General features: G+C 67.5%; 27 protein-coding genes. 16 read left to right on the top strand and 11 right to left on the bottom strand.

All coding sequences use genetic code 11. The annotated features are described in order from the left end of the window. Nucleotides 1–30: 30 nt before the first annotated feature. From AB0I54_RS09750 to AB0I54_RS09760, 3 genes are read right to left on the bottom strand one after another with little or no spacing between them, the layout of a single operon-like run. Nucleotides 31–1848, bottom strand: a complete 1818-nt coding sequence (locus AB0I54_RS09750) for a DEAD/DEAH box helicase (protein WP_363295379.1) — start codon at nt 1846–1848, stop codon at nt 31–33. Continuing rightward, on the bottom strand, nt 1845–3281 hold the full coding sequence (locus tag AB0I54_RS09755; protein ID WP_363295380.1) for a hypothetical protein: 1437 nt from the start codon (nt 3279–3281) through the stop codon (nt 1845–1847). The genes AB0I54_RS09750 and AB0I54_RS09755 overlap by 4 nt, the downstream gene beginning before the upstream one ends. 19 nt (nt 3282–3300) lie before the next feature. Then, nucleotides 3301–3999 (bottom strand): hypothetical protein, encoded by a 699-nt coding sequence (locus tag AB0I54_RS09760; RefSeq protein ID WP_363295381.1) that lies wholly within the window; start codon nt 3997–3999, stop codon nt 3301–3303. Nucleotides 4000–4272: 273 nt separating this feature from the next. On the opposite strand from AB0I54_RS09760, the gene AB0I54_RS09765 reads away from it, so the two are divergent. Then, nucleotides 4273–5193, top strand: coding sequence for a helix-turn-helix domain-containing protein (locus AB0I54_RS09765; protein WP_363295382.1), 921 nt, complete (start codon nt 4273–4275; stop codon nt 5191–5193). A 22-nt stretch (nt 5194–5215) separates the two neighbouring features. Here the strand turns inward: AB0I54_RS09765 and AB0I54_RS09770 are convergent, their stop codons facing one another. Then, nucleotides 5216–5908 carry an ATP-binding protein gene (locus AB0I54_RS09770; protein WP_363295516.1) on the bottom strand — a complete coding sequence of 231 codons (693 nt, stop codon included), beginning with the start codon at nt 5906–5908 and terminating at the stop codon, nt 5216–5218. Between the two features lie 158 nt (nt 5909–6066). On the opposite strand from AB0I54_RS09770, the gene AB0I54_RS09775 reads away from it, so the two are divergent. The 9 genes from AB0I54_RS09775 to AB0I54_RS09815 all read left to right on the top strand — a co-directional run bounded on the left by AB0I54_RS09775 (nt 6067) and on the right by AB0I54_RS09815 (nt 11402). Further along, a complete protein-coding gene (locus tag AB0I54_RS09775; protein ID WP_363295383.1) occupies nt 6067–6915 on the top strand; it encodes a helix-turn-helix transcriptional regulator in 849 nt (282 codons plus the stop codon). Between the two features lies 1 nt (nt 6916). Beyond that, the gene (locus tag AB0I54_RS09780; protein WP_363295384.1) at nt 6917–7123 is read left to right on the top strand and encodes a DUF397 domain-containing protein; all 207 of its coding nucleotides are present in this window, start codon (nt 6917–6919) and stop codon (nt 7121–7123) included. Further along, entirely contained in the window at nt 7081–7371 is a 291-nt protein-coding gene (locus AB0I54_RS09785) for a DUF397 domain-containing protein (protein WP_363295385.1), read from the top strand. The genes AB0I54_RS09780 and AB0I54_RS09785 overlap by 43 nt, the downstream gene beginning before the upstream one ends. 582 nt (nt 7372–7953) lie before the next feature. Next, nucleotides 7954–8091, top strand: a complete 138-nt coding sequence (locus AB0I54_RS09790) for a hypothetical protein (RefSeq protein ID WP_363295386.1) — start codon at nt 7954–7956, stop codon at nt 8089–8091. Further along, complete coding sequence (locus AB0I54_RS09795) at nt 8072–8608, top strand: DUF6879 family protein (RefSeq protein ID WP_363295387.1); 537 nt, start codon at nt 8072–8074, stop codon at nt 8606–8608. Before AB0I54_RS09790 ends, AB0I54_RS09795 begins: the two co-directional genes overlap by 20 nt. Further along, entirely contained in the window at nt 8592–9449 is an 858-nt protein-coding gene (locus AB0I54_RS09800) for a helix-turn-helix transcriptional regulator (RefSeq protein ID WP_363295388.1), read from the top strand. The genes AB0I54_RS09795 and AB0I54_RS09800 overlap by 17 nt, the downstream gene beginning before the upstream one ends. 352 nt (nt 9450–9801) lie before the next feature. Continuing rightward, a complete protein-coding gene (locus tag AB0I54_RS09805; protein WP_363295389.1) occupies nt 9802–10026 on the top strand; it encodes a DUF397 domain-containing protein in 225 nt (74 codons plus the stop codon). Between the two features lie 278 nt (nt 10027–10304). Further along, on the top strand, nt 10305–10772 hold the full coding sequence (locus tag AB0I54_RS09810; RefSeq protein ID WP_363295390.1) for a hypothetical protein: 468 nt from the start codon (nt 10305–10307) through the stop codon (nt 10770–10772). A gap of 9 nt (nt 10773–10781) precedes the next feature. Continuing rightward, nucleotides 10782–11402, top strand: a complete 621-nt coding sequence (locus AB0I54_RS09815; RefSeq protein WP_363295391.1) for a DUF5753 domain-containing protein — start codon at nt 10782–10784, stop codon at nt 11400–11402. Nucleotides 11403–11433: 31 nt separating this feature from the next. Here the strand turns inward: AB0I54_RS09815 and AB0I54_RS09820 are convergent, their stop codons facing one another. Then, the gene (locus tag AB0I54_RS09820; protein WP_363295392.1) at nt 11434–12273 is read right to left on the bottom strand and encodes an inositol monophosphatase; all 840 of its coding nucleotides are present in this window, start codon (nt 12271–12273) and stop codon (nt 11434–11436) included. A 170-nt stretch (nt 12274–12443) separates the two neighbouring features. Here AB0I54_RS09820 and AB0I54_RS09825 point away from each other — a divergent pair, with 170 nt between their 5' ends. From AB0I54_RS09825 to AB0I54_RS09835, 3 genes are read left to right on the top strand one after another with little or no spacing between them, the layout of a single operon-like run. After that, on the top strand, nt 12444–13187 hold the full coding sequence (locus AB0I54_RS09825) for an SDR family oxidoreductase (RefSeq protein ID WP_363295393.1): 744 nt from the start codon (nt 12444–12446) through the stop codon (nt 13185–13187). A 44-nt stretch (nt 13188–13231) separates the two neighbouring features. Continuing rightward, on the top strand, nt 13232–14239 hold the full coding sequence (locus tag AB0I54_RS09830) for a sigma-70 family RNA polymerase sigma factor (protein ID WP_363295394.1): 1008 nt from the start codon (nt 13232–13234) through the stop codon (nt 14237–14239). Nucleotides 14240–14275: 36 nt separating this feature from the next. Next, on the top strand, nt 14276–14578 hold the full coding sequence (locus AB0I54_RS09835) for a hypothetical protein (protein ID WP_363295395.1): 303 nt from the start codon (nt 14276–14278) through the stop codon (nt 14576–14578). A 24-nt stretch (nt 14579–14602) separates the two neighbouring features. On the opposite strand, the gene AB0I54_RS09840 is transcribed toward AB0I54_RS09835, so the two are convergent. Continuing rightward, the gene (locus AB0I54_RS09840) at nt 14603–15577 is read right to left on the bottom strand and encodes a helix-turn-helix domain-containing protein (RefSeq protein WP_363295396.1); all 975 of its coding nucleotides are present in this window, start codon (nt 15575–15577) and stop codon (nt 14603–14605) included. 154 nt (nt 15578–15731) lie between these two features. Here AB0I54_RS09840 and AB0I54_RS09845 point away from each other — a divergent pair, with 154 nt between their 5' ends. Both AB0I54_RS09845 and AB0I54_RS09850 read left to right on the top strand, forming a co-directional pair. Then, on the top strand, nt 15732–16181 hold the full coding sequence (locus AB0I54_RS09845; protein WP_363295397.1) for a hypothetical protein: 450 nt from the start codon (nt 15732–15734) through the stop codon (nt 16179–16181). 40 nt (nt 16182–16221) lie between these two features. Beyond that, nucleotides 16222–17700 carry a Tat pathway signal sequence domain protein gene (locus AB0I54_RS09850; RefSeq protein ID WP_363295398.1) on the top strand — a complete coding sequence of 493 codons (1479 nt, stop codon included), beginning with the start codon at nt 16222–16224 and terminating at the stop codon, nt 17698–17700. Nucleotides 17701–17853: 153 nt separating this feature from the next. On the opposite strand, the gene AB0I54_RS09855 is transcribed toward AB0I54_RS09850, so the two are convergent. Continuing rightward, entirely contained in the window at nt 17854–19116 is a 1263-nt protein-coding gene (locus tag AB0I54_RS09855) for a DUF445 domain-containing protein (RefSeq protein ID WP_363295399.1), read from the bottom strand. A 266-nt stretch (nt 19117–19382) separates the two neighbouring features. Here AB0I54_RS09855 and AB0I54_RS09860 point away from each other — a divergent pair, with 266 nt between their 5' ends. Beyond that, entirely contained in the window at nt 19383–20720 is a 1338-nt protein-coding gene (locus AB0I54_RS09860; RefSeq protein ID WP_363295400.1) for an SGNH/GDSL hydrolase family protein, read from the top strand. Between the two features lie 80 nt (nt 20721–20800). On the opposite strand, the gene AB0I54_RS09865 is transcribed toward AB0I54_RS09860, so the two are convergent. Genes AB0I54_RS09865 through AB0I54_RS09880 form a run of 4 tightly spaced genes read right to left on the bottom strand, consistent with a single transcriptional unit; the run spans nt 20801 to nt 24311 of the window. Next, nucleotides 20801–21655, bottom strand: coding sequence for a DUF1707 domain-containing protein (locus tag AB0I54_RS09865; RefSeq protein WP_363295401.1), 855 nt, complete (start codon nt 21653–21655; stop codon nt 20801–20803). A 33-nt stretch (nt 21656–21688) separates the two neighbouring features. Continuing rightward, on the bottom strand, nt 21689–22690 hold the full coding sequence (locus AB0I54_RS09870) for an ATP-binding cassette domain-containing protein (protein WP_363295402.1): 1002 nt from the start codon (nt 22688–22690) through the stop codon (nt 21689–21691). Between the two features lie 6 nt (nt 22691–22696). After that, nucleotides 22697–23488: an ABC transporter permease gene (locus AB0I54_RS09875; protein ID WP_363295517.1), complete on the bottom strand. Its 792-nt coding sequence runs from the start codon at nt 23486–23488 to the stop codon at nt 22697–22699. A 22-nt stretch (nt 23489–23510) separates the two neighbouring features. Further along, nucleotides 23511–24311 (bottom strand): ABC-2 family transporter protein, encoded by an 801-nt coding sequence (locus tag AB0I54_RS09880; RefSeq protein ID WP_363295403.1) that lies wholly within the window; start codon nt 24309–24311, stop codon nt 23511–23513. Nucleotides 24312–24602 lie beyond the last annotated feature (291 nt).

Raw genomic sequence — 24602 nt, forward strand, 5'->3', positions numbered from 1 at the left:
CAGGAGTCTCCCAAATTGAAACTCAGGAGGCTAGCGGCTGCCCATGTGCCTCAGCAAGGCGTCTATGTCGCCCGGCGCCAGCCCAGCCGCAACCGACGGTTCTTCTTGCAGGTCAGCGAGCTGCTGGACCGTCGGATCATCGAGGATCCTTCCCATGAACTCAAGCTTCTGATCCAAACGTGCCGCTACGACCTCATCGATCGTGTTCCGGACAGCCAGGACAGTGACCCTGGTGTCCGTTCCCGGAGCAAGCCCCAACCGATGGATCCGGTCAAGGCTCTGCAGGAAGCGCCCCGCCATGAAGTCGCGGTCGACATACACAGCGTCATGGCAGACGTGATGGAGGCTGATGCCCTCGCCGAGGGTCGCCGGGTTAGAGATCAGCACCATGCAGCTTGGGTCCTCGCGAAACCGCCTCAGCTGCTCGTCACGGTCAGGCGTTCCGCCAAAGACAACCGCGGGGCTGAACTTCTCCAGCATCTGCTCCAGCGTCGTCAAACTCCGGACAAAGGTCGTCCAGACCAGCGTCTTGCGCCCCTGTGCCGCGTTCTCCGCGATGATCGTCGCCGCTTCCTTGTACTTGGGCGACAGCTCGTAGTCCGGCAGATTCTGCATGAGTGAGTAGAGCGAGCTGCCCTCTGGGATCTCCAAGGGGGGCAGCTGGTAAGCCAGAGGCTCATACCGGCTTCCGCCTTCGAGAAGCAGTGCCGGACTAGTGGCCGCCATCAGCAGACGCAAGGCCGTCTTACCGAGCGAGCTGAGATCGTCCCTGGCGGCGCCGCTGTTCATGCCACCCACCAGAGAGCCGTAGATCTCGTCGTGCAACGGCGGCATATCGACGTACCGCATCCTCAGCCAGATCGGCGGAAGGCCGAGCTCCTGCTTCGTGGTCCGGGTGAACAGAGGCCGGAGGACCGAACTTGCGTAAGCAAGATCACCTCCCGCCACCGCTTGGACCACCGTACGCTGCCCGTGGCCAGGCCAGACGAAGCCCATCAGGTTCTCAAGGTCCTTCGAGCCATTGGGCGCCGGGGTCCCGGTGAGAATCAGCCGCCGCTCGGCAAGAGGTCCGAGAGCCATGCACGCAGCGCCGTAGGTGCCCCGGGCGCCCAGCTTCATCCTGTGCGCTTCATCAAGGATGATCATGGAGGGGCCTGCCTTCAGCCAGCTGGCCAGCGTTGGCAAGGAGCGATCCAGGCGCTCGTAGTTGGTAATCAGCACTTCCGCCCACTGGTCCATCGACCCGTCGAGGACATGAGTCCGCAGGGGATAGCTGAAACACACCGCGGTCTCGTAACGCCACGACTCGTATGCCGACTTAGGGCACACCACCAGAACTCGGCTCACGCGTCCCCGAGCCTTCTGGGCGGCATAGACAGCCAGGGCTACACGCGTCTTCCCTGCTCCAGGAACACTGAAGTTGGCGCCGTGCTGAAGCGACAGCAGTTTCGCGATGTCCCGAAGCTGGAACTCGCTCAGCTCCGCCTCCCAGGTGTCCCCAAGGAGCCCGAGCACCTCGTCCCTCGCGACCTCACCCCGAGGTTGCGTGCCGGCCAGGCGCTCCTTGACTGTATTCGCGTCCCGGACAACTCCGGCCACAAGGTTCCGCAGTTCAGGAGCCCACTCCACCCCTTCGTGGTGCGGCCATCCGCTGAGAACGCTAAGGTCCGCGAGGAGCTCATCAAGGGCAAGCGAGGCAGTCAGCGGGCCGAGCTGGCCACCCGTACGGAAACGGGCGGCCAGCCGGACGAGGTCTTGCTGGTGCTGATCGGTTGTCCTCAGGACCACTCGGGTACGCGTCTCGTCGAATCCCAGGTGAAGAGACGTCTCAGCCGGGGTACCGGTCACTGCGAACCCTCCGCTGCCGCGGCGTCAAGCAGCCAGGCCACTCCGTCACCAGGGTTGGGCAGACCCCGGCCAGCCTGCTGGGCCAGCTTGCGAAGACTGGAGCGCAGCTTCAGTACGGCCTCGTCGAAGGCCTCCTCATCCAGGCTCCGGGAGGTACGGGCCTGCACGAGGTCCATCACACACTGATCGATGCTCGCGCAGGCCTCTGCGAGACGAGCCGGGGCGAGCTGCTTGCGCTTGCGCAGGCGTGCACTGCGGCCGGCAGCTTCGATCGCCTCGTCGAAAGCCCTCTTGGCGTCGTCGAGCAGCGCCTGGTCCTTTGCTTTGTCACTGTCAGGCCGTTCCGGAGTTCCGCTCCGGACAGCAGCGCTGGCCCGCAAGATCCGGTCGCTCAGAGCCCGCGCCTCGGATACGGCGGAAGAAGCCGCCGGCACCGCGAGGCCCAAGCCGGGGATGGAGACCTCGTCCTGTCCCGCCGCACCGGAGTTGCCCGTGGAAAGCGACTGCGGCAGCGTACGGCCGAGCTGGCCTTCCTTCAGGAATTCCTCGTCGATGTGACGTACGTCCGTCTTCGAGAAGTCAAGGAGGATCGCCGCGAGCCGCCACTCCTTCAGGACCTCTGCCTGATCACGGTCAACCGACTCCAGCTTCACATACAGACGGTGGAGCTCCTTGAGACGCTCTTGCGCCCCCTCCCAGTCCACCAGCCGAAGGGCCACTCCGCCGCCGCTCTTACTGCGGTCGATGAGTTCCCTGATCGTGGCGAGAATCCAGCGCTCCTGGTGATACGTCTTGACCTGGATCCGGAATTCCTTGGCGATCTGCTCCGGCGTACGTCCGAGCGAGGCCTGCTCCTCCATAGCCAGAAGCCGGTTGATGTACGAGTAGTCGCGTCGGTGGTCCTTGCGCAACTGGAGAGACAGCTCAACGGCGTTAATGTCCGCCCAGGAGAACGACTCGGGCAGCACCCCGACACGCATCGACTGGGCACGCAGTTCACGCAGTGCCGCGGCACGCGTGTTGCCGTTCACGAGGATGCCGTGATGGGTTACGAGCCCCGGATCGTTCTGTCCGAACTGATCGAGGCTTTCCTTTAGCTTGTCGAAGTCCGTGTCTCGGATGTTCGGATCGGTCGGTGAGGCCTGCAGCAGGAACCTCAGATAGTCCTGGCTTTCGGCGCTCCACGGGTCCTTTTCCAGCAACTCATCGCGGGTCGGGTCGTGGCTGCGCTGTGCCCGGATCCGGTGCGTGCTGGGATTGAAATACAGGCCGCTGAGCGGCAGGTCGATGACCTCCACATGCGCCTGCTGCTCATTCCAGTCGACCGTGACCGTCTCCCTGGTACCGCCGGCCGCCCTGACCTCCTCGACCTTCTTCTTGATCAGTTCACTGAACTCAGCCGCACGAGGCGGCTGCGGGAGCTCCCGCAGCATCACTGTTCCCCGTCCTGTCCTAGTCGTCCTGGTCTTCCATGTCACTGAGCGCCTCGGTGACGGCCTTACGGGACCCCTCCGGCAGAGTCCGGAAAATGCCCCACATCTTCTCCATCGGGCTCAGGGGCCGCTGGTCGGCCGCGATCCACGCCAAGAAGATCTGCCGTTCCATGGAAGACAGGGCCTCGGCGAGGTCCAGGATCACTCCGAGGTCGACCTCGCGGTCCCCGCCCCCAGCCCCACAGCGCTTGCACTCCGTGACCAGTTGGTGCTCGACCTCACCGCTGGTCAAGAGCACCCTCCGACGGGCCACGTTCAAGACCGCCAGCGTGATGCCATCCTCGTACGCCTCGCCACCCGCGATCCCGCAGGACCGGCAGAGGTGGTTGTCCGCTTGAAAGATCTTCATGCGCTGCGCCGTGGTAAGGCTGTTCTTGTGCTTCGGCGCCTTCGCCTTACCCGGAATCCAGACATCGGCTCCACGGGCGACAAAGCGCTGCTCCTGCTGCTGCAACGAAACGTCGTCACGGCTGGTGTCGATCCGCCAGTCGTGATCCCGCAGGTCACGGATGCGCCTGTCAATCTGTGCCACGTCAGGAAAGGCGGCACGCAGCTGCGCCTTCGTGAAGACGTTTTCCTCCCCCACGACCTGCAGAAGCCACAGCGCAGCCCGCACCTTGCTTCCCAGCTTCTTGTCCTGCCAAGACGGCAGCGTCATCCAGCGCCTCCGGTGAAGTTGTATGACTGGCATACCGCAATAAGTCACGCATACAGGAGGAACCCCCGCATGGCTGGCTTATGCCCCCCGCTCCTCAAGCGGTTGCAGGCCTCAAGTCTGGCATCACGACCCAAACGGATGTCCAGCGAAAGAACACTTGCTCGCGAAATAGCAAGCGCCGGCTCCGAGTTACTCAGGCACAATTGCGGGACCTGGCAGAGGGGATCCGGCAGGCCGAAGGGCTGCCGCAGCGACCTGGGGAGGCTGAACGGCATGACACGAGGCGGAGTCGTCGCGCGCACGTGCGGCTGGCTTGACAAGGAGTTCCGCAGTGACGTTCCTCCGGGCAAGCGCGCCTTGGCTCTGGCCATGCAGAGGCTGTGCCATCACATCGCCGCCGCCGTTCCGGGCAAATCGGTAGAAGCCGGACCAACACAGGCAGAAGTGGCTAAGCACTTGAACTGCAGTGAAACATCACTGTCCAGGTTTCTGAGTGGGCAGTCCGTACCACGAGATCGGGACCTTGAGTACTTCTACAAGTCCGCCTGCACCGATGCAGGCGGAGAGGACATCCTCGGAATTAGCTTCGATGAGCTGGAGAAGCTCCGCGAACAGGCGTGGGCAGAGCGGTGTCAGAGCTGTGTAGCACTACGAGCTGAGCGCGATGCGTTGACCAAGCAAGCCGAAGGCGCACAGGCCGAGGTAGCGAGCCTGCGGAATGCGGCCACTCGCGACGCGGCCGAACTGGCGGCCCTCCGGCAGGAGGTGCGGTCGCTCAGGGATTCGGTAGCGGAACTGCGGGCAACCCGGGCCGGCTTGCAAGCCCGTCTCGCCGCCCAGGCTTCAGTCGCTCCGCTGCCGGTCCCTCGCCGCAAAGGGGACCGGCAGCGGAGCAGAACCGATGCGTCGGCGGCACGGCGAGTCGCGCAGCAGGCCACGGAACTGCACAGGGATGGCCGACGACAGGCCGCACTCGACCTGTTGCGCCACACCACGGACGTTCTCAGCCCACTCGAAACAGCCTCGCTGCTCCAGGCGCTCCGACATCAGCAGCAGAACGAGCTCGCCGACAACGTGATCCATATCTACGGGCGCGATCACCACGATCAAGACATCCTGCAGGTGACCTTGGAACTCCACAGGCAGGGCGCTCCCGATGACGCCGGCGCGCTGCTACGAGCAGCACTGGGATGACTGTCGGCGCACATTCACACCCTCAGGCCACGCCTGCTTCCGCCTCATAGTGCATATGGGCGCGGTCGAGGAAGTCATCCGGGTCGTAGCCCTGGGCGGCCGTCCAGTGCAGAAGGTCCGCGATCAGCTCCACCGCCGACACTTCAAGGCCGGACTCCCAACCCCTGCCACGCAGAGGAACGCCCCCACGTGCCACCTCGTACTTCTCAAGCACTTCGGCAGCTCGCTCAAGACGCTGACACGCGCTTCGCGCGCTCAAGCCGATCTCGCACCAGACCGTCTTGCCGGCAGCCGTGAGCACTGTGCCCCAGTCCACTGCCAGTGCCGCGAGTAAGTGCAGGCCTCGGCCGCACTCCTCACCGCAGCCTGACTTCTTGAGAGACGGCACCTCAGAGCTCTTGTCGTGAACTTCAAGCCGCAGCCGCTCGCCACTCCACTCAAGGATCAAGGCAGCCGGTGCGCCCTCCCCGACGTGTTTGACAACGTTCGTCACCAGTTCCGTGACGAGCAGCTCTGCCTCATCTGACGCTACGGGCGTCCCCCATCGGTTCAGCTGTTTCATGGCAGCTCTCCGGAGCAGGGGCACTTCCGCCGGTGCCGCCTCGAACGGCAGGACACAACGGAGTCGAGGTTCGGTGACTTCGCAGCCAGACACAGCCGCGCCTCCCTCCCTAGCCACGCGTGTGCTGCGCCTGCCGTATCCGTACGGCTGCACTACGTAGCGGTCTGGGAGGCGAGCATGGCACAGAGAAGTCTCGCCATGTAACTTCTCACAGAAACCTATCGAGTGAATCCGGTAGTAGGCCTGGTTCACCGCTACCTAGCCTTATGACATCTCCGGGCCCTCACCCCGGCGCACGGCGAAGGAGTCGAATGTCCGAACGGACCACAACACGTCGCCGCCAACTAGGCGCCATGATGCGTAAGTTGCGCGCTCGCAAGGGGCTGACGCTTGAGGAGGCCGGGCGACTCGTCGACGTCTCGAAGGCGACGGTCAGCCGCTACGAAACCCAGGCAGGGCCAGTCAAGTGGATCGTGGTCGATGCGCTGTGCCGTGAGTACGGAGCAACTGAAGCCGAACGGAAGACCATTGTCGGTTTAGCGAAGGATGCCAAGCAGCAAGGCTGGTGGAACTCCTTCGCAGACTCCATTCCCGAAAGCATGAACCTGCTGCTCACTCTTGAGGACGAAGCGGTACGCGAGAGCCACTTCTCCTGCGTCTACGTCCCTGGCCTCCTCCAGACACGTGCCTACAGCACTGCACTGCAGAAGGCCAACGAAGTACCGCTGGAAGAGGAGGAAATCGAGCGGCTGGTCGACATCCGCATGAAGCGGCAGGAGATCCTCACCCGCCTGAAGCCACCGCGCCTGTGGGCGATCCTCGACGAGTCCGTGATCCGCCGCGTCGTCGGGTCACCTCAGACCATGAAGGAGCAGCTCACACGGCTGCTCGAAGCGAACGGCAACTCCTCTCACATCACGCTCCAAGTGCTGCCCTTCTCCAAGGGAGCCCATGCGGCCGCGCTGGGAAGCTTCGTCATCATCGGCGGCCCGGAGCCGGCACTCGACGTGGTGTACGTCGACTTCCATGCAGGCTCCCTCTTCCTGGAGAAGGACGAGGAACTGGACCGATACAGACTTGCGTTCGAGTACCTCCAGGCACAAGCGTTGGACATGGAGGCTTCCTCCACCCTGATCCATCGCGCCCTCAAGGAGCTGTGAAATGCCCGGGAGTCCTCAGCCTTCGGCCGAGCCTAGGTGGTTCAAGTCGTCGTACAGCGGCGGCAATACGACCGAGTGCATAGAGGCAGCGGTCATCCCGTTTGGTGTGCTCGTAAGGGACTCCAAACAGCCAGAGCGGGCTCAGGTGACGATCTCAGCAAGGGCATGGGGCGACTTCCTGGCGGGCGCACGCAGGGCTTCCTGGTAACAGAGCCCGATGCGTGTCCGTGGTTCGAGTCCTCCCACAGCGCCGACGGCGGAACAGCGTGCGTCGAGTGTGCGCATGCCGGTGACTGCACACTCGTGCGTGACTCCAAGCGTGCCTATGGGCCGGTCATAGCTGTTCGAGGTAGCGCCTGGGGAGCCTTTCTAGGTGCGCTGGCTCGAGGTGAACTGGAAGGGTTCTGGTGGAGGGCGTCAGCCGCCGTAAGCCTCTGCCCGCGCCTCCAGCCCTGACCACAACAGAGGCGATCCCACGGTGGCGCAATCCGATCGCCGAAGCCAACGCGAGAGCGAGTGAAGCGGAGCGAACCAGTCAGCGATCACCGGAATATGCGCGCATCGCCCGCTCGATCACCGGGGACTGATGGCGCCAAGACTGCCGCGTTGCGCCGCCACGGAACCCGAATAGGTCTCGCGAGTCAGGACCTCGGGCCCAATGCCGAGTTCGGCGAGGACGGAGCGGATGTCGTCCAGGGCCGCACTCACCTCCTGCCGGGGCCCAGGAACAGGGGGGCGTGCGGCTTCGTCATCACCCCGTCTGTCGCAGACTCGTGCTCCGCAGCCCGCTCCATCGATCATGCGCTAGCTACGTGATCTCACTTTAATCATCCCTGTTCGGAGCACACCTGACGGTAGCTCACCCTCGTTCTATGCGACTTCGTGACTAGACGGGGGGCCGCCCTTGTCGCTCGGGTACAACGGTGCGTAGCTTGCTCATGACTGGAAGGGGTCTCAGTGGACGGACTGCGGATCATCGCTGGCGGAACGTGCAAGAGCGACGATGACGACAGGTGCGAAAACGGTGACTGTCCGACCGTGTACGCCACGCCAGAGCCCAACATGCTGGCCATCCAGGGCTACGACGTGGCCCACTCGACACCGGACGGTGAGTCGGTCGTCCTGATTCCGGAAATCATCCTGAAGGAGGCTGCCCGTGTCCGAGGCTGGCTCTAGCCCCATCTACCTGGACGGCGAGGAGTGGAAGGCGTATTTCCGCAACTTCAAGCGTTCCGCGTTCCGGCTCGAAGTGCACCAGACGTACACAATGCCCGCCGAGGCCAAGACCTTCAGCGCATTCCTGGCCGGAGAGCCGAAGCCGGAGGGCTTCAACGAGTCCTGGCACCAGACCATCCGGGATCACCTGGCGGCGGGGCGCACAATGACCCGCGCCAAGATCGTTCGCCGACCGCTCACGCCGTACAGCCGCTATCTCTTCGGTTGGGGAATTCCCGGAAACGTCGCAGCCGGAGAGAACTACCAAATCGTTGATGTGACGGATGGGTCGGATCTTGGGCTTCCTGAGCAGGACTTCTGGATGTTCGACGAGACGACCGTCGTTCACCTCAACTACCGTCCCGACGGAACACAGATCAATCGGGAGCTGATTCAGGACCCGGACATCACCAAGTATCTCTCGTGGCGGGATCTCGCTCTGGAAAGCGCCGTACCGTTCAGTGCCTATCGAGCCTGAGGCGCAAGGACGAGACCGGAGAGATCTGGCGGAGGCTCTTCGGAGTCTCCGCCGCGCTTCCGGCCTCAGCGGTGAGCGTCTGGCTCTCCGCTGCAACATGAGCCAAACAAAGATCAGCCGAATCGAAACCGGCAGGGCACTCCCGTCGGTCATTGACGTTGAACGTATCCTCAAGGCACTTTCGGTCCCGGCCGAAGTTGCCGATGAGCTGCTCAGCCTGGCGCGGCGTGCCAACGTCGACTATGCGTCTTGGCGTGCCTACGCACGCGTCGGCCTCTACCACAAGCAGGCCGAGCTGAAGGCGCTTGAGTCTTCCTCGCACATGATGCGGCACTTTCTTCCGGCGATTCCCACCGGACTCTTGCATGTCCGCGAGTACGCCATCGAGACACTGTCCCCCACGTTGGCCACCGACCCCGCTAGGGACGTCGCGCGGGCGGTGCAAGCCCGGATGGACCGGCAGGCGATCTTGGACGATAGATCACGGTCGTTCTGGTTCCTGCTGACCGAGCAGGCTGTCAGGTGGCAGCGTGCGAGCGCCCGAACCATGGCCGCCCAGTGTGCGCACATGGCTCAGGTCAACACAAAACCCAACGTCGAGATTGGGATAGTTCCGCAGGGAGTGCACGTTCCCGGCACCCCTATGAATATCTTTGTGGTCTACGACGACCGTCTAGTGACAGTCGAACTCTTCTCTGGAGAAGTCGTTTTGCGCGACCCCAGGGACATATCCCAGCATCTCAATTTGTTCGACCTGTTCTGGTCGCACGCACTCACCGGTGATGACGCTTCCGCATTCCTGGAAGAAGCATCCAACGGGTTTATGCGTCAACGTAACTAGCGCTCCACAAGCTTGAGTTGAGGCGCGATGCTGATTCCATGGAGAGCGAGCAGAGGAATTCAAGGCCTCGAATTTTTGCTGCGAGAGCGGACTACCACGAGCGCCCGCTCATGACCATGCGCGTCTCACAGGACTCCGGGAAATCGTGGGGAGCCGAGCGGGCTGTCTTCACCACGGATGATCTCCCACCCCTGATGACGACCGAATGGCCTCCGTGTGAGTGCTGGCGCTGCTCCGGGCGCTGCAGGGGCTCGGATCGCTGAGGCCTCTGCCTCTCCTCCCATGGACTCCCGCCCACCACGGGCGGCGGCGGTCAGTCTCGGCCGCGACAGCTGAGCAGGAAGGTGCAGTGATGCTGGACGGAACCAAGCTGTACGGGCTCGACATCAGCAGGGCCTCCTTCGTGAAGGCATGCGGAGGGCCCTGCACCGAGGGATGCGTGACCCTGGCGCGGATCGGCGACGACGCCTGGGCTCTGGGTGACAGCAAGCGGCCGGAGGCGGAGCCGCTGCGGTTCACCACGGAAGAACTCGACGCGGCCGGCATCGACCCGGCGAGGTTCGGGCTCTCGGTCTGAGCGCTCCCCCGGCCGGTCCCGGTTCCTGGTTGGAGCCAGGACCGGTTCCCCATCGATCTTCGACATCCAAGACACCAATCGGGGTCTTCGAAGTTGGGCGGTGGTCCACGGTCAGCAAGTGGCAGCTCTGGGCCATCAGCGGCCGCAGTGCGGCGTGGCAGACGCCATCGGTTCTGGCCCAGATCCGCCAATCGACGACCGGCATGACGGCCGCGGCTGGCTCGCCGTTGGCCCCCGCACCTCCCAACTTCGAAGGCCCACCAATCGAGGAACGACCGGTGCACCACCACGGCTATCTCTGGGTCGGGACGAAAGAGCGTTTCGATGACGAAGCCCTACGGCGACCTCCGTATCCGGAGCCACCTCCAGCCGGAAGCAGGCCTGAGCTGATCCAGCGCTACCGCGAGGTCGCGGCGGAGTTCCCGATCGTGGATCTACCACCACTGGAAACGGCGTACTGGCTCGTCAAACCGCCGTCCATGGTTCGCGGCACGTGGGATGAGGGCAAGGAGGCGGCCGTCTGGCTCGGGGAGCGCGTGACCGAATACGCGCCTCGATTCGCCTCCAGTCGGGACCGCGACACCACCGAGGTGGCGTTGCTGGTCAACTCCGCGGCTGAGAGGCTGGGTTCTGGGGTCGATGTGTCACTCGGCTTCTACCTTGAGCGGCCCTCGTATCTGTCACTGGCGGTCGTGACGTGCTCTCCGAACCGTGCGGAGCCTGCATTGGCGTGTCCCGTCGAGTAAGGAGAAGGAGTGACCAGCTTGATCCCATGGCAGCAGCGGCTGTCCACCGGCACGGAAGATATCCAGGACGAGGTGATCTCCTGGTACCAGCAGACGCGGCACGGCAGGGCTTATATCCCCACCATGATCTGGGGGACGCTTCAGACCGAGGCCTACGCGACAGTCATCCTCCGCCAGGTCGTCGATTTTCTCGGGGTTCCGGACGATGTGCCCGCGGGCGTGGCCAAGCGGATGGAGCGGCAGAAGGTGCTGTACGACGGGGCGCATCACTACGAGTTGATCCTCGGCGAGCAAGCCCTGTACACGAACATCGGAGGGCCTGAGGTCATGCGGGGCCAGTTGGAACGGCTCCTTCGCGACGGCGACCTTCCCTCGCTCTCTCTCGGCGTCCTCTCCGCCACCGCAGAGGTGGGTGTCGTTCCCATACCTGCCTTCAACATGCGTGGCGAGGACCAAGTGCACTACGAACTCGTCTCCTGCGGCGTGGACATCACCGACTTCGCCGAAATCGCCCTCCATGACAAAGCCTTCGGCGCCCTACGCGGTGCCGCGTCCTACGGGGACGAGGCGCGGAACCTGATCACCAAAGCGCTCGATTTCTGGAGCCGCGGCGGTTCTGCTTCGAAGTAGATTCAGTCGTGTCGTGAGCGTCCGTTCGCGGTCATGCCTCGGCGCCCTGGGCAGCGCGCCACAGCTCCGCCATCTCCTCCGCCACCCCAGGCGCCGACAACAGCAACGGCTCGTCGTACGCGGGTACGGGCGGGAGTGCTACCGCTCCCGCCTCCGTTCCGATCAGGTATGCCGGTAGCCCGTCCACCGCGTGGAATTCGCCGATCGCCGCGGCGGTGGCTCGGCCTGCGGCTACCTGGGACAGGGAGAGTGCCGTCGAGCCCATCACCCTTGTCGTGCAGTGGCGGTGTGACAGGGCCGCCAGAAGGGAGTCCAGGCCCGGCCAGTGGGCGTGGGCTGCCCATTCCGTGAGGAAGATGTGGCCCGTGAGGGTGGTGTGGGTGGCTGCCTGGATGGGGGTGCCGTTCAGGTGGGCGCCTCTGCCTCGGATCGCCGTGAACGTCTCTCCGCGCCAGGGGTCTGCTACCACGCCGAGCAAGGGTGTGCCGTCGGGGGCTGCCAGGCCCAGGGAGAAGGAGCACCAGCCGATGCCGTGGGCGTAGTTCGTGGTGCCGTCCACCGGGTCCACCACCCAGTACGGGGCGTTCGGGGTGGCCGGCGCGTGGGTGCCGTACTCCTCGCCCTCTATGCCGTGGGTCGGGAAGGCCGATCGTAGGACCGTGCGGACGTGGGTCTCGATCGTCTCGTCCGTCTGCGTGACGATGTCCGCCGGGCCTGCCTTCTCTCGTACTCCGCCGGCACGCGGGTGGCGGATCGTCTCCGATGCCCAGGCGGCGAGGTCCGTCGCGATCGTCAGGGCTCGGTCCAGGTCCAGGGCGTCGTCAGTCGGGTACTGAGCGGGGTCGTCGTGGTCGCAGTCGAGGTCGTTCACCGTGCCACGGTCTTGTAGAGGTGCGTCTGCTGTCCAGCCGTGGGTTGCGGTCCGGGCCGCCCAGCGGCTTGCGGGTGGGTGGCGGAGGTTTTTTTGCGTTCGGCGACGGATTTTGCGGTGGTCCCTGGTCTTGATGTGGAACGCACGCTGCTACCCACTGGGAGTGCCTGATGTCCGAGACAACCTTTGAGACCGCCGTCGTCACCGGTGCCAGCCGTGGCTTCGGGCGGGCCATTGCCGCCGCCCTCGTCGCCGGGGGGACCCGTGTCGTTGGCGTCGCCCGTGATGAAGGGGAGCTGCGTTCCGTGCGGGACGTGCTCGGTGAGGGGTTTACGGCCGTCGTCGGCGATGCCACCGATGAGGGTCTGGTGCGGGACGTGATCCGTGAGTACCGGCCCGGGCTGCTCGTGCTCAACGCCGGGGCCACCCCGCACATGGCTCCCCTGGAGGAGCAGACCTGGGAGACGTTCAGTCGGAACTGGCACGTCGATGCCCGGCACGCGTTCCTCTGGATGCGGGCCGCGCTGCTGGAGCCGCTGGCGCCGGGGAGTGTCGTCGTCGCCATGTCGAGTGGGGCCGCTCTGGCCGGGTCCCCGCTGAGTGGTGGGTACGCCAGTGCCAAGCAGGCCATCCGGTACATGCGGGGGTATGCGGCGGAGGAGTCGGAGCGGGGTGGGCTCGGTATTCGGTTCGTTGCGCTGCTTCCACAGCTGACGCCAGCCACCGGGCTCGGCTCCGTCGGGGTCGCGGGGTATGCCGCCCGGCAGGGGGTCGACCCGGACACCTTTGTGGAAGGGCTCGAGTCGATTCTCAGTCCTGAGCAGGTCGCCAAGGCCGTCGTCCACGTCGCCGGAGACTCCGGCAGCGCGGCGGAGTACCGGGTCAGCGGTGCCGGGCTGCGCCCGCTCGACTGAATCGCGTGACAATGGAATTCGCCGCACCACGGGGAGTGGCCGCGATGCCGTCCCATGCCTCCTATACCTCCCATACCGACTTCGCCGCTCTGGCCGAGCCCTATCGGCCCGAGTTGCTCGCGCACTGCTACCGGATTCTCGGGTCGATTCACGACGCCGAGGACCTGGTGCAGGAGACCTATCTGCGGGCCTGGCGGGGGTACGGGCGGTTCGAGGGGCGCTCCTCGGTGCGGCGGTGGCTATACAAGATCGCGACCATGGCCTGTCTCACCGCCCTGGAAACGCGGTCCCGGCGACCGCTCCCGTCAGGGCTGGGCGCACCCTCGGACGATCACCGGGTTGCCGTGGCCGACCGTGATCCTTCGGTGCCATGGCTCCAGCCGGCGCCCGACTCGCTGTTCGGCGCCGGAGACCCGGCTGCCGTCGTGGCCGGGCGGAGCGGAGTGCGGCTCGCCTTCATCGCCGCGCTACAGCTGCTGAGCGCGCGGCAGCGGGCCGTGCTGACCCTGCGCGACGTGCTGGCCTTCCGGACGGTCGAGGTCGCCGAGATCCTCGATACGACGACCGCCGCCGTCGACAGTGCGCTGCGTCGGGCTCGGGTCCGGCTGGCCGAGGCCGGGCCGGTCGAGGACGACTTGGGCGAGCCGGACGAGGCGGCGCTACGGGAGCTGCTCGACCGTTATGTCGACGCGTTCACCCGCGCCGATGCCGACGCGCTGGTGGAGCTGTTGCGGGCCGACGTCGAGATGGAGATGCCGCCGATCCCCACCTGGTTCACCGGGCGGCAGGCCGTCATCGGCTTCCTGAGCGGTCGGGTCCTGCGCGGGGGCCGGTGGCGGATGGTGCCCACCCGGGCCAACGGGCAGCCCGCCCTCGTCGTCCACAAGCATGTGGGTGGCGGTCTGTACGAGGCTTACGGCGTCCAGGTTCTGACCCTGATCGGGGCGCGGATCGCTCGTATCACGGCCTTCAACGATCCAAGCCTGGTGCGCGTCTTTGCCCGGTCCGGTCCGTCCGCGCCCGTGGACGGTACGGCCCCGCGTCGGCGTTAGCCTCAAGGCACCGGACAAGGACAGAAGGAGGCAGGTATGGCTAGGGTTCCCAGCTCGGTGATTGCCGCGGGCGGGCTCGTCGGGGGGTACGGCGTTGCCCGTTGGACCAAGAAGCGGCCGCTGGGCGGGGTCGTGCTGGCCGTCGCCGGGGCGGCCGCCGCTCAGCAGTGGCGGGCGCAGGCCGGTGCGAAGGCCGCGGGGGCGCTGAGCGCCGCGTATGTCGCCGCCTTCGCCGGGTCGCACCCGCTGGCCAAGAAGGTCGGCGCCTGGCCGTCCGTCCTCGGCGTCGCGAGCGCCGTCGCCGTGGCCTCCTGGGCCGTCGCCGACCGCCGGGGCTGATGGCGAGGCGTGACAGCAGGGGGCTCAGGCGGTCGGTGGCGGCTGTCCCTCCGTCCGCTTGAACGCCCGTCGGTACGCCTGCGGGCTCGTCCCCACCACCCGCCGGAACCGTTCCCGGAAGGCCGTCGGGGAGCCGAAGCCCGCCTGGGTGGCGATGCGTTCGACGGGGTGCGCGGTGTTCTCCAGCAGGTACTGCGCACGCCGTACCCGCGTCCGGTGCAGCCACTGCAAGGGCGTCGTGCCGGTCTGTTCGCGGAAGCGGCGGTTGAGGGTACGGGTGCTCATGCCCGCCCGAGCGGCGATCTCGTCCAGGGTGAAGTCCCGGTCGCAGTTGTCCTCCAGCCAGCCCAGCAGCGGCTCCAGGGTCGCGCCGGCCGGGGCCGGGGGCTGATCGTGGACGATGAACTGGGCCTGCCCGCCCTCCCGTTCGAGGGGCATGACGCACATGCGGGCGGCGTGCGCGGCGACCGCCGAACCGTGGTCCGTACGGATCATGTGCAGACACATGTCCATCGCGGCGGCCGCACCCGCCGAGGTGAGGAACTGTCCGTTGTCGACGTACAGGACGTTCGGGTCGACGGTCACCTCCGGGTGCATCGCGGCCAGGTCCCGGGCCGCGGCCCAGTGCGTCGTGGCGCGCAGCCCGTCCAGCAGGCCCGTCGCCGCGAAGACGAACGCGCCCACACAGATCGAGGCGATGCGCGTGCCGTTCGCCGCCGCGGCGCGCACCGCCTGCGCGACCTCCGGCGTCGGCGGGACCGTGGGGTCGGCGACCCCGGGCAGGATGATCGTGTCGGCCTCGGCCAGCTCCTCCAGCCCGTACGGCGCCCGCACCGTGAACGCCCCGGCCGCCACGCTCACCTCCTCCACGGGCGAGCACACCCGCACCCGGTAGGCGGGCCGGCCGTCCGGCAGCCGGGCCCAGCCGAAGGCGTCGATCGCGGCGGTGAGGTCGAACGGGATGACCTGGTCCAGCGCCAGTACGGCCACGGTGTGCATGGCAAGAAGATAGCTCTACGACGGATTGTCGCCAAGCGGGACTGCCCAGGGGTGGCCTCTGCCTGGGGCCGCGACCGTCAAGGTGGCTGGAATCCGTTGGCTCCTGGCAGTACTGCCACTTCTGCAAGATCCACATGCCGTCTAGCGTCACCCCGTGACCAAGTTCCTCCTCGCCGTGCACGTGCTCGCGGCCATCGTCGCCGTCGGACCCGTCACCGTCGCGGCCAGCATGTTCCCGCCCGCCGCCCGCCGCGCCCTGGAGTCCCCGGACGATCCGCGGGCGACGGAGACCGTCGGGCTGCTGCACCGGATATGCCGGGTGTACGGCGTCGTCGGCGTCGTCGTTCCCGTCTTCGGGTTCGCCACCGCGAGCAATATGGGTGTGCTCGGCGATGCCTGGCTGATCGTGTCGATCGCGCTGACGGCCCTCGCCGCGCTCGTACTGGTGGCGCTGGTGCTGCCCCGGCAGAGCGCGCTCGTCGAGGGCGGCGGCACCCTGGAGGCGACCGTGCGGCTCGCTATGTTCACGGGGCTGTTCAACCTGCTGTGGGCCACGGTCACGATCCTGATGATCGTGCGGCCGGGGTCGACCACGGGCGCCTGAGTTTCCGTTATCGGCTCCCGCCCCGGCCCGTCTCCCCGGCATGCACGTGACTCTAGAGATCAGCCGCCGGAACATGCTGAAGGCCATGGGAGCCGGGGCCGCCGTCGTGGGTGCCGCCGCCGGTGCGGCCGGTGTCACAGCCACCCCCGCCGCTGCCGCGAACGCCTTCGCACACCCCGGCCTGCTGCACACCCGTACCGATCTGGACCGCATGACCGCCAAGGTGAAGGCGGGAGCCGCGCCCTGCACGGCGGGCTTCGCCAAGCTGACCGCCAACCGGCATGCGCAGAGCGGCTGGCGGGCCAATCCGCAGGCGACGGTGTACCGGGGAGCGGGCAGCCCACAGAACTACGCGATCCTCTACAACGACATCCACGCCGCGTACCAGAACGCCCTCCGCCACCACGTCAGCGGAGGCAGCGGAGACAGCGGAGGCAGCGCGCACGCCGACACCGCCGTGGCGATCCTCAACGCCTGGTCGGCGAAGCTGACTTCGATCGGCGGGTCCGCGGACCGGTTCCTCGCGGCGGGGCTGTACGGCTACCAGTTCGCCAATGCCGCCGAACTCGTCCGCGACCACCCGGACTTCGACCTGGACGGGGTGAGGAGGGTGCTGCTCGATGTCTTCCATCCCCTCAGTGAGTCCTTCCTCGCCCGGCACAACGACGCCGTCGTCACCAATTACTGGCCCAACTGGGATCTCGCAGACCTCGCTTGTGTTCTGGCCGTCGGCATCTTCTGCGACGACCACGCCAAGGTGGAGCGGGCGGTGGAGTACTTCAAGCACGGTGCGGGGATGGGGTCCGTCCGCAACGCCATTCCGGTCGTGTACGACGACGGGCTCGCCGAGTGGGTGGAGGCCGGGCGTGACCAGGGGCATGCGCTGCTGGGTGTCGGGCTGATGGGCACCGTGTGCGAGATGGCCTGGAATCAGGGGATCGATCTGTACGGCTATGACGACAGCCGGTTCCTCAAGGGGGCGCAGTACGTGGCCAAGTGGAGTCTTGGTGGCGATGTGCCGTACACGCCCAACACGCGTAAGAAGGGGGCGCTGCACGGGTGGTCGGGGACGGAGAGCGCCAGCGCGGCGGCGGGTGTGGATCCGGCGATGACCCGGCCGATCTGGGCGATGATCGCCAACCATTACGCGAAGCGGCGGGGGTTGTCCGCGTCGTATGTCACCCGGATCGCGGCCAAGGCTTCGCCCGAGGGTGGGGGTGGGGACTATGGGCCCAACAGTGGGGGGTACGACCAGCTTGGGTTTGGGACGTTGGCGTTCACTCGGGATCGCGGGGTTGTGGGGGTGGGGGAGGCTTCGGGGGGTGGCTCGGGGGGCGGTACTCGGGCGCAGTCGGGGGGTACTCCGTCGGCTGCCGCGGCCGGGAACGGCGGTGGGCGTGACCTTGCCGCCACCGGGGCCGGAGGCGTCGTGGGCCTGACCGCTGCTGCGGGGGTCACTGCCGTTGCTGGAGGGCTGCTTCTGCTGCGGCGGCGAGGGCATGGGGGCTCGGCTGAGTAGGTGCCCTGTGCTGGTGCCGGGCGGGGGTGGGTCGCGCAGCCCGGCGCTATCGGGGTGCCGCTGCGCCCACCTGTGCCGCCTGGGGGTCCCCCCTGCTCGAAGAGCTTGGGGGAGGCACGACTGCCCGCAGTTAGGCAGCCCCCATCGCCGGAGTTACGCCCCCAACCCCCGCGAGATCGTGTAGATCAGCAGGCCCGCCAGTGAGCCGACCACCGTGCCGTTGATTCGGATGAACTGGAGGTCGCGGCCGATGTGGGCCTCGATCTTGCGGGTGGTGTGTTCGGGGTCCCAGCTGGCCACCGTGTCGGTGATCAGGGAGGTGATCTCCTTGCGGTAGGTCGTCACGACGTGCACCGCGGCGCCCTCGACCCAGCTGTCGACCTTGTTCTGGACCTTGGGTTCGGTGGCCATCCGGGCTCCCAGGGACAGGAGGGAGGCGCGGACTCGTAGGCGCAGCTCGCTGCGCTCGTCCTCGGCCGCGGAGACGATCATGGATCGTACGGCCGTCCAGGCGGACGCGATCAGGTCCTGGACCTCGCCACGGCCCAGCACCTCGCCCTTGAGCCGCTCGACGCGCGCGCGGGTGTCGGTGTCGGACTGGAGGTCGGAGGCGAAGTCGGTGAGGAAGCGGTCGAGGGCGCCGCGGGCGGGGTGGGAGGGCATGTCGCGCATCTCGGCGCAGAAGCGGAGCAGCTCCTTGTAGACGCGTTCGCCGACCTTCTTGTCGACGAAGCGCGGGGTCCAGCCGGGGGCGCCGCCCTGGACGGCGTCCATGACCTGGTCGTCGTGCAGGACGAGCCAGTCGTGGGCCCGGGCGACGACGAGATCGACGAACCGTTTGTGGCCGCCGTCTGCGACGACCTTCTCCAGCATCTTCCCTATGCCGGGCGCGATCTCCTGGGCGTCGGCGCGGCGGGTGATCGCCTCGCCGACCACCGCCTGGACGTCGGAGTCGCGCATGACCGTGAGGGCGCCGCGCAGGGCCGTGGCCAGCTCGGCCGTCACCCGGTCGGCGTGCTCCGGCTCCGCCAGCCAGGCGCCCAGGCGGCTGCCGATGCCGACGGCGCGCAACCGCTGCCGTACGACGTCCTCGGAGAGGAAGTTCTCGCCGACGAATTCGCCCAGGGAGACGCCCAGCTGATCCTTCTTGTTGGGGATGATCGCGGTGTGCGGAATGGGCACGCCGAGGGGGTGGCGGAAGAGCGCGGTGACCGCGAACCAGTCCGCCAGGGCGCCGACCATGCCGGCCTCGGCGGCCGCGGCCACGTAGTCCGACCAGGGGCCGGCGCCCTGGCCGGAAGCCCATTTGGCGAGGGCGTACACCACCGCCACGAACAGCAGCATCCCGGTCGCCGTGAGTTTCATGCGCCGTACTCCGCGCTGCCGCTCCTCGTCGGCGGGGGTGAAGGCGCTCATGGACTTGTAGGACGGGGCGCTGGTCCGTGGTGCCGTTGCCACTTCCGTATCAGTCGTTTCCGTACGTTCCATCTGCTCCACCCGCTCGGTGATCCCTCACACATTGTCCCTTCCTGACCGACTCCTGGAACGGAACAGGAGTTCCCGGCGTCTGTCAGAAAGGGGGTTTGGACAGGGTCCTGTCAGTTCTCCCGGACCCATGTCGCATCATGGACACAACAGATCGGAGCCCCGGGCTCCCAGTGCCCGAGGAGAACAACACCAGCATGACCAGGCGTCATGGCTATGCCCTGCTCAGTGCCGTGCTCGCGCTGGTCGTGGCCCTGTGCGCCGCCATCTTCGTCACGGTCGCGGCCGACGACGGCGTCCCGCCCGACGGCACCGGCGCGGGCCGCCCGCACCACGACGCCGCGGCCGCTCCCGCCTCGACCGGCACCTGGGTCGGCTCCTGGTCGACCTCCCCGGTGGGCGCCGAGCCGGGCACCGAGACCGACGGGCTGGTGGGGCGTTCGGTGCGCAACGTCGTGCACGCGAGCACCGGGGGTACGAGTGCCCGGATCACGCTGTCCAATCTCTACGGCCAGGCGCCGCTGACCATCAGCCACGCCTCGATCGCGGTCGCGGCCGGCGACGGCACCGCGGCGGCCGCGGCACAGACGATGCGCCGGCTCACCTTCGGCGGCCGCCCCGACGTGGTCATACCGGCGAGCGGGCAGGTGCTGAGCGACGCCGTGCGCATCGCGCTGCCGCGCGAGACGGACGTGCTGGTCACCACGTATTCCCCCGTCCCGTCGGGACCGGTCACCTACCACCCGCACGCTCGGCAGGTGTCGTACGTCGCGCAGGGCGACCACACGGAGGACCCGGCCGCCGCCGCGTACACCGAACAGACGCCGTACTGGCGCTATCTGACGGCCCTCGACGTGCTGAGCAACGAGTCCGACGGCACGGTCGTCGTGTTCGGCGACTCGATCACCGACGGGATCACCTCCACCGAGGGCGCCAACCACCGCTGGACGGACGTCCTTTCGGAGCGGCTGCGCACGGCGCTCGCCGACGGCCGCCGGGACGTGCCCCGCTACAGCGTCGTCAACCAGGGCATCAGCGGCAACCAGGTGCTCGCGAACGGACTCGGGCGGCCCGCCGACAACCAGAGCGGGCTCGGCCGCTTCGGCCGGGACGTGCTCTCCCGTACGAACGTCAAGGTCGTCGTCATCGAGCTGGGCGTCAACGACATCCTCAGGAACCCGCGCCTCGCCGACCCCGACCGGATCACCGACGGCCTGCGCACCCTCGTCCGCCAGGCCCACGCCCGCGGGCTCAAGGTCGTCGGCGCCACCCTGATGCCCTTCCAGGGCCACCGCGGGTACTCGCCCGCCCGGGAGGCGGTACGGCAGCAGGTCAACGCCCGGATCCGGGCCGGGCAGGTCTACGACGCGGTGGTCGACTTCGACCACGCACTGCGTGACCCGTACAACCCACGCAGGCTCCGCCCCGACTACGACTCGGGCGACCATCTCCACCCCAGCGACGAGGGCTTCCGGAAGATGGCGGACGTCTTCGACCTGCGGGAGCTGAAGGGCGCAGGGCAGGCGGAGCTGTAGCCGGTACGGCGGCCCCGCTCAGCGGTCCCTCAGCGGTCCCTTCGCGGCTGCGGCGCCTCAGTGGTCCCCGCGCCCGCCACTCACCAGTCCCCGCGCCTGCGCCGCCGCTCCTCCCGGCGCTCCCGCTGGCGCTCGCGGCGCTCCTCGTGCCGCTCGCGGCGCTCTTCGTGGCGCTCCCGCAGCAGGTCGCGGTGGCCTTCGAGCATCCTGCGGTGGGCATCCTGGATGTCGTCCCGGAAGGAGCTCTCCAGTTCCTTGCGCGCCGTCTTGCGGTCCAGCTTCTCCTGGCGGCGCTCCTCCTTCAGCCGCTGCCGCTCGGCCCGCGTCACCTTGCGCTCCACCCCGACCCCGCCCCAGAAGGCGAAGCCGCTCACGATCACCCGCGGGGCGCCCGGCTCGGCCCCCACGCCCTCCTCGCGATGGTCGAAGCCGCCCATGATGCCGATGCCCCGCACGACGACCTCGACCCCGGGCGGCACGATGACCTGCACCCCGCCCATGATCGCGACGCAGTTGATCTCCACCTCGCGGTCCGCGAAGTCCGCCTCCCGCAGATCGATCTCGCCGCCGCCCCAGAAGGTGAAGCAGTTGAGCCGCTTCGGCATGGTCCAGCGGCCCTTGCGCTGGAAACCGGACATGATCGCGACCGCCCAGGCGGGCGAGCCCTCGCTGCCGGTGATCCGGCCCGCCCAACTCCCGCTCTCCACGGGGTCCTTGCGCAGGGAGACGACGGGAGGGGCCGCCACGTCGGGTCCCGGCAGGTCCCGGGTGATGGGCGCCAGCTCGCGGTAGGTACGCGCCTTGTACGTCTCCTCCAGCCGCTCCTCGAACTCCTCCATGTCGAGCCGCCCTTCCGCGAGGGCGTCCCGCAGGACCTCGGCGACTCGTTCACGATCGGCGTCGGAGGCACGCAGTTCCGGGGCATCGTCGGTCATGGAGGGCAGCCTACGAGTTCCCCGCGCCGGGCACTATGCGGTGGCCTTGTCGGCGTACATCTTCGCGATCACCGCCTCGATGTCGGGCTCCCGCACCGACAGATCCACCAGCGGATACTCCGCCGCCACCCGCGCCACCAGCGGCGCCGCCGACTCGGACGCCGGGAAGGCCAGCCACTGCCGCGGGCCCTCCACCTTCACCACGCGGGCCGGCGGCACCTCCACGGGCGGCAGCTCCCGCTCCAGGTCCACCACCAGCGTCCGCTCGCTCGCCCCCACCTCGTGCAGCCCGGCGAGCGGGCCGTCGTACATCAGCCGGCCGTGGTCGATGACCATCACCCGGGAGCAGAGCTGCTCGATGTCCTGGAGGTCGTGCGTGGTCAGCAGCACCGTGGTGCCGCGCTCGGTGTTCAACTCCCGCAGGAAACCACGGACCTTGGCCTTGGAGATGACGTCCAGGCCGATCGTCGGCTCGTCGAGGTAGAGCACCTCGGGGTCGTGCAGCAGCGCCGCCGCGATGTCGCCGCGCATGCGCTGGCCGAGGGAGAGCTGGCGGACGGGGACGTCCAACAGGTCGGCGAGTTCGAGGAGTTCGACACAGCGGTCCAGGTTCTCGCGGTAACGCCGGTCCGGGATCCGGTACATGCGGTGCACCAGCCGGTAGGAGTCGATCAGCGGAAGGTCCCACCACAGCGTGGTCCGCTGCCCGAACACCACGCCGATGCGGTGTGCCAGGCGGGCGCGTTCGCGGGAGGGGTCGATGCCGGCCACGCGCAGGCGGCCGCCGCTCGGGGTCAGGATGCCCGTGAGCATCTTGATCGTCGTCGACTTGCCCGCGCCGTTGGGGCCGATGTAGCCGACCATCTCGCCGCGCGCCACGGTGAAGGAGATCGAGTCCACCGCCCGTACCTCCCGGCGCTCCCGCTTGAGGAAGCCGGTCTTCTTGCGCACGTCGAAGATCTTCTCGACGCGGTCGAGTTCGATGAAGTCCTCGGTCGCGTCCTGGGTCAATTCCTCGATGACGTCACTGTCCATGGGTCCTCAGCTCCCCGTACTCCGATACGACCGAAGTCCCGCCCGCCATGCCGCTCCCGCCAGCGCGCAGCACCCCACCGCCACGAGCGGCGGCGCGAAGGCCGTCCACTGCGGCAGGTGCAGTGGAGACGGCAGCCCCAGGACGTAGGTTGCGGGCAGCCAGTTGACGAAGGCCAGCGGCAGCACGAAGGTCACCCCGCGCACCAGGTCCTTCGCGAAGACGGTGGGCGGGTACTGCAGCAGCGTGGTGCCGCCGTAGGTGAACGCGTTCTGCACCTCGGACGCGTCCTGCGCCGCGAACTGGAAGGCCGCGCCGGCCACGAACACAGCGCTGAAGATCGCGGCACCGCTGATCACCGTCACCGGCATCAGCAGCAGCTTCAGCGGGGTCCACTCGATGTCGACGGCCGTCAGTGCGTAGCCGAGCACCAGCGAGCCCTGCGTCACCCGGCCCAGGCGGCGCAGCGCGAACCGGTCGGCGGCCAGTTGCGCCAGCACCGGCGCAGGACGGACCAGGAGGGTGTCGAAGGTGCCGTCGCGCACCCGGCGCCCCAGCCGTTCCATCGAGCCGATCACCAGATCGGCCAGCCCGAAGGCCGTACTGGACAGGCCGTACAGGAAGGCGACCTCGGGCAGCGCGTAGCCGCCGAGCGCGTCCACGCGGGAGAACATCAGCAGGATCGCCACGAAGTCGAGGGCGGTCGCGGTGAAGTTGGCGACCGTCGTCATCACGAAGGACGTCCGGTACGCCATCGTGGAGCGGATCCACATCGCGGCGATCATCCGGTAGGCGCGCATCCCGTCGGCGACCCGGTTGATCTCAGCCACCCTGCACCACCACCCGCCGCGTCGCCCTCGACTGCACGAGCCGCCCCAGCGCGAGCAGCGCCGCCGCCCAGGCCGCCTGGAAGAGGAAGACGCCCCAGGGATCGGCCTGCCCGAGCAGTACGTCGGCCGGGGCCTGCAGCAGCGAGGACCAGGGCAGGGTCCGTACGACCTCGCCGATCGCGCCCGGGAAGACGTTCAGCGGCAGCACCATCCCGGAGCAGAAGAAGCCCGTGATCCACGCCGCCTGCGCCACCCCGGTGCCGTCCAGCAGCCAGAACGCGCTCAGCCCCACCAGGAAGCGGATCCCGAAGCCGACCAGCATCGCCAGCAGGACGGCGACGAGGAAGGCGGCCCAGGTTCCCGCGTCCGAGGGCAGCGCCACCGGGAAGAACAGCGCGCCGAAGACGAAGGGGATCACTCCCCTGCCCATGAGTTGGAACAGGGCCCTGCCCAAGTCCGCGGACAGCCACCACAGTTGCAGGTCGGCGGGGCGGTACAGGTCGATCGCGATGTCACCCGTACGAATGCGTTCCATGAGCTCGTCCTCGACGCCGCCACCCCCGATCGCCAGGGTCGACAGCAGCGCTTGCCCCAACCACACGTAAGTGATCGCCTGCGCCTGGTCATAGCCTCCCAGGTGCGGTTTCTCGTCCCACAGGGCGAGATAGGTGTAGACGAGGATCAGGCCGAAGACCGTGTTGGTGAACACCCCTGCCGCCGTGGCCGCCCGATACGTCGCGTACCGTCTGAAACCCCCCGCAGCGACGGCCCCGTACAACCGTCCCGCGCCCACGCCAGTCAACCTCCCCGACCGCACGACACCGAAGCGCAGGAGCCTAGTCCGGGACCGACGCGGCGTGCCACGCATTTTCTGTCCGGGACGCGTGCCGGAATCCGGGAACGGAACGCTTGGTGCGAGAGTCTTCATCCGGGGGGCGCAGATGGCGTATGAGGGCGTACGGCAACGTACGAGGCGATAACAGGAGTCCGTGCACGACATGAGCGACGAGCCGCAGCCGCAGCCGCAACAGCCGAACGAAGGCGGTGCGACGACGCAGCCGACGGCGGCCGAAGAGCCCGCCGA

Origin of the sequence: Streptomyces sp. NPDC050625 (assembly GCF_040654755.1) — a bacterium.
GTDB lineage: Bacteria > Actinomycetota > Actinomycetes > Streptomycetales > Streptomycetaceae > Streptomyces.

Bases quoted from the DNA above. Each gene is read 5' to 3' on its own strand.
- AB0I54_RS09840 (WP_363295396.1), bottom strand. From the start codon at position 15,577: ATGCACACCGTGGCCGTACTGGCGCTGGACCAGGTCATCCCGTTCGAC.
- AB0I54_RS09875 (WP_363295517.1), bottom strand. From the start codon at position 23,488: ATGCGCGCCTACCGGATGATCGCCGCGATGTGGATCCGCTCCACGATG.
- AB0I54_RS09765 (WP_363295382.1), top strand. From the start codon at position 4,273: ATGACACGAGGCGGAGTCGTCGCGCGCACGTGCGGCTGGCTTGACAAG.
- AB0I54_RS09835 (WP_363295395.1), top strand. From the start codon at position 14,276: ATGGCTAGGGTTCCCAGCTCGGTGATTGCCGCGGGCGGGCTCGTCGGG.
- AB0I54_RS09785 (WP_363295385.1), top strand. From the start codon at position 7,081: ATGGGGCGACTTCCTGGCGGGCGCACGCAGGGCTTCCTGGTAACAGAG.
- AB0I54_RS09850 (WP_363295398.1), top strand. From the start codon at position 16,222: ATGCACGTGACTCTAGAGATCAGCCGCCGGAACATGCTGAAGGCCATG.
- AB0I54_RS09805 (WP_363295389.1), top strand. From the start codon at position 9,802: ATGCTGGACGGAACCAAGCTGTACGGGCTCGACATCAGCAGGGCCTCC.
- AB0I54_RS09865 (WP_363295401.1), bottom strand. From the start codon at position 21,655: ATGACCGACGATGCCCCGGAACTGCGTGCCTCCGACGCCGATCGTGAA.
- AB0I54_RS09870 (WP_363295402.1), bottom strand. From the start codon at position 22,690: ATGGACAGTGACGTCATCGAGGAATTGACCCAGGACGCGACCGAGGAC.
- AB0I54_RS09775 (WP_363295383.1), top strand. From the start codon at position 6,067: ATGTCCGAACGGACCACAACACGTCGCCGCCAACTAGGCGCCATGATG.
- AB0I54_RS09825 (WP_363295393.1), top strand. From the start codon at position 12,444: ATGTCCGAGACAACCTTTGAGACCGCCGTCGTCACCGGTGCCAGCCGT.
- AB0I54_RS09780 (WP_363295384.1), top strand. From the start codon at position 6,917: ATGCCCGGGAGTCCTCAGCCTTCGGCCGAGCCTAGGTGGTTCAAGTCG.
- AB0I54_RS09855 (WP_363295399.1), bottom strand. From the start codon at position 19,116: ATGAGCGCCTTCACCCCCGCCGACGAGGAGCGGCAGCGCGGAGTACGG.
- AB0I54_RS09860 (WP_363295400.1), top strand. From the start codon at position 19,383: ATGACCAGGCGTCATGGCTATGCCCTGCTCAGTGCCGTGCTCGCGCTG.
- AB0I54_RS09755 (WP_363295380.1), bottom strand. From the start codon at position 3,281: ATGCTGCGGGAGCTCCCGCAGCCGCCTCGTGCGGCTGAGTTCAGTGAA.
- AB0I54_RS09760 (WP_363295381.1), bottom strand. From the start codon at position 3,999: ATGACGCTGCCGTCTTGGCAGGACAAGAAGCTGGGAAGCAAGGTGCGG.
- AB0I54_RS09830 (WP_363295394.1), top strand. From the start codon at position 13,232: ATGCCGTCCCATGCCTCCTATACCTCCCATACCGACTTCGCCGCTCTG.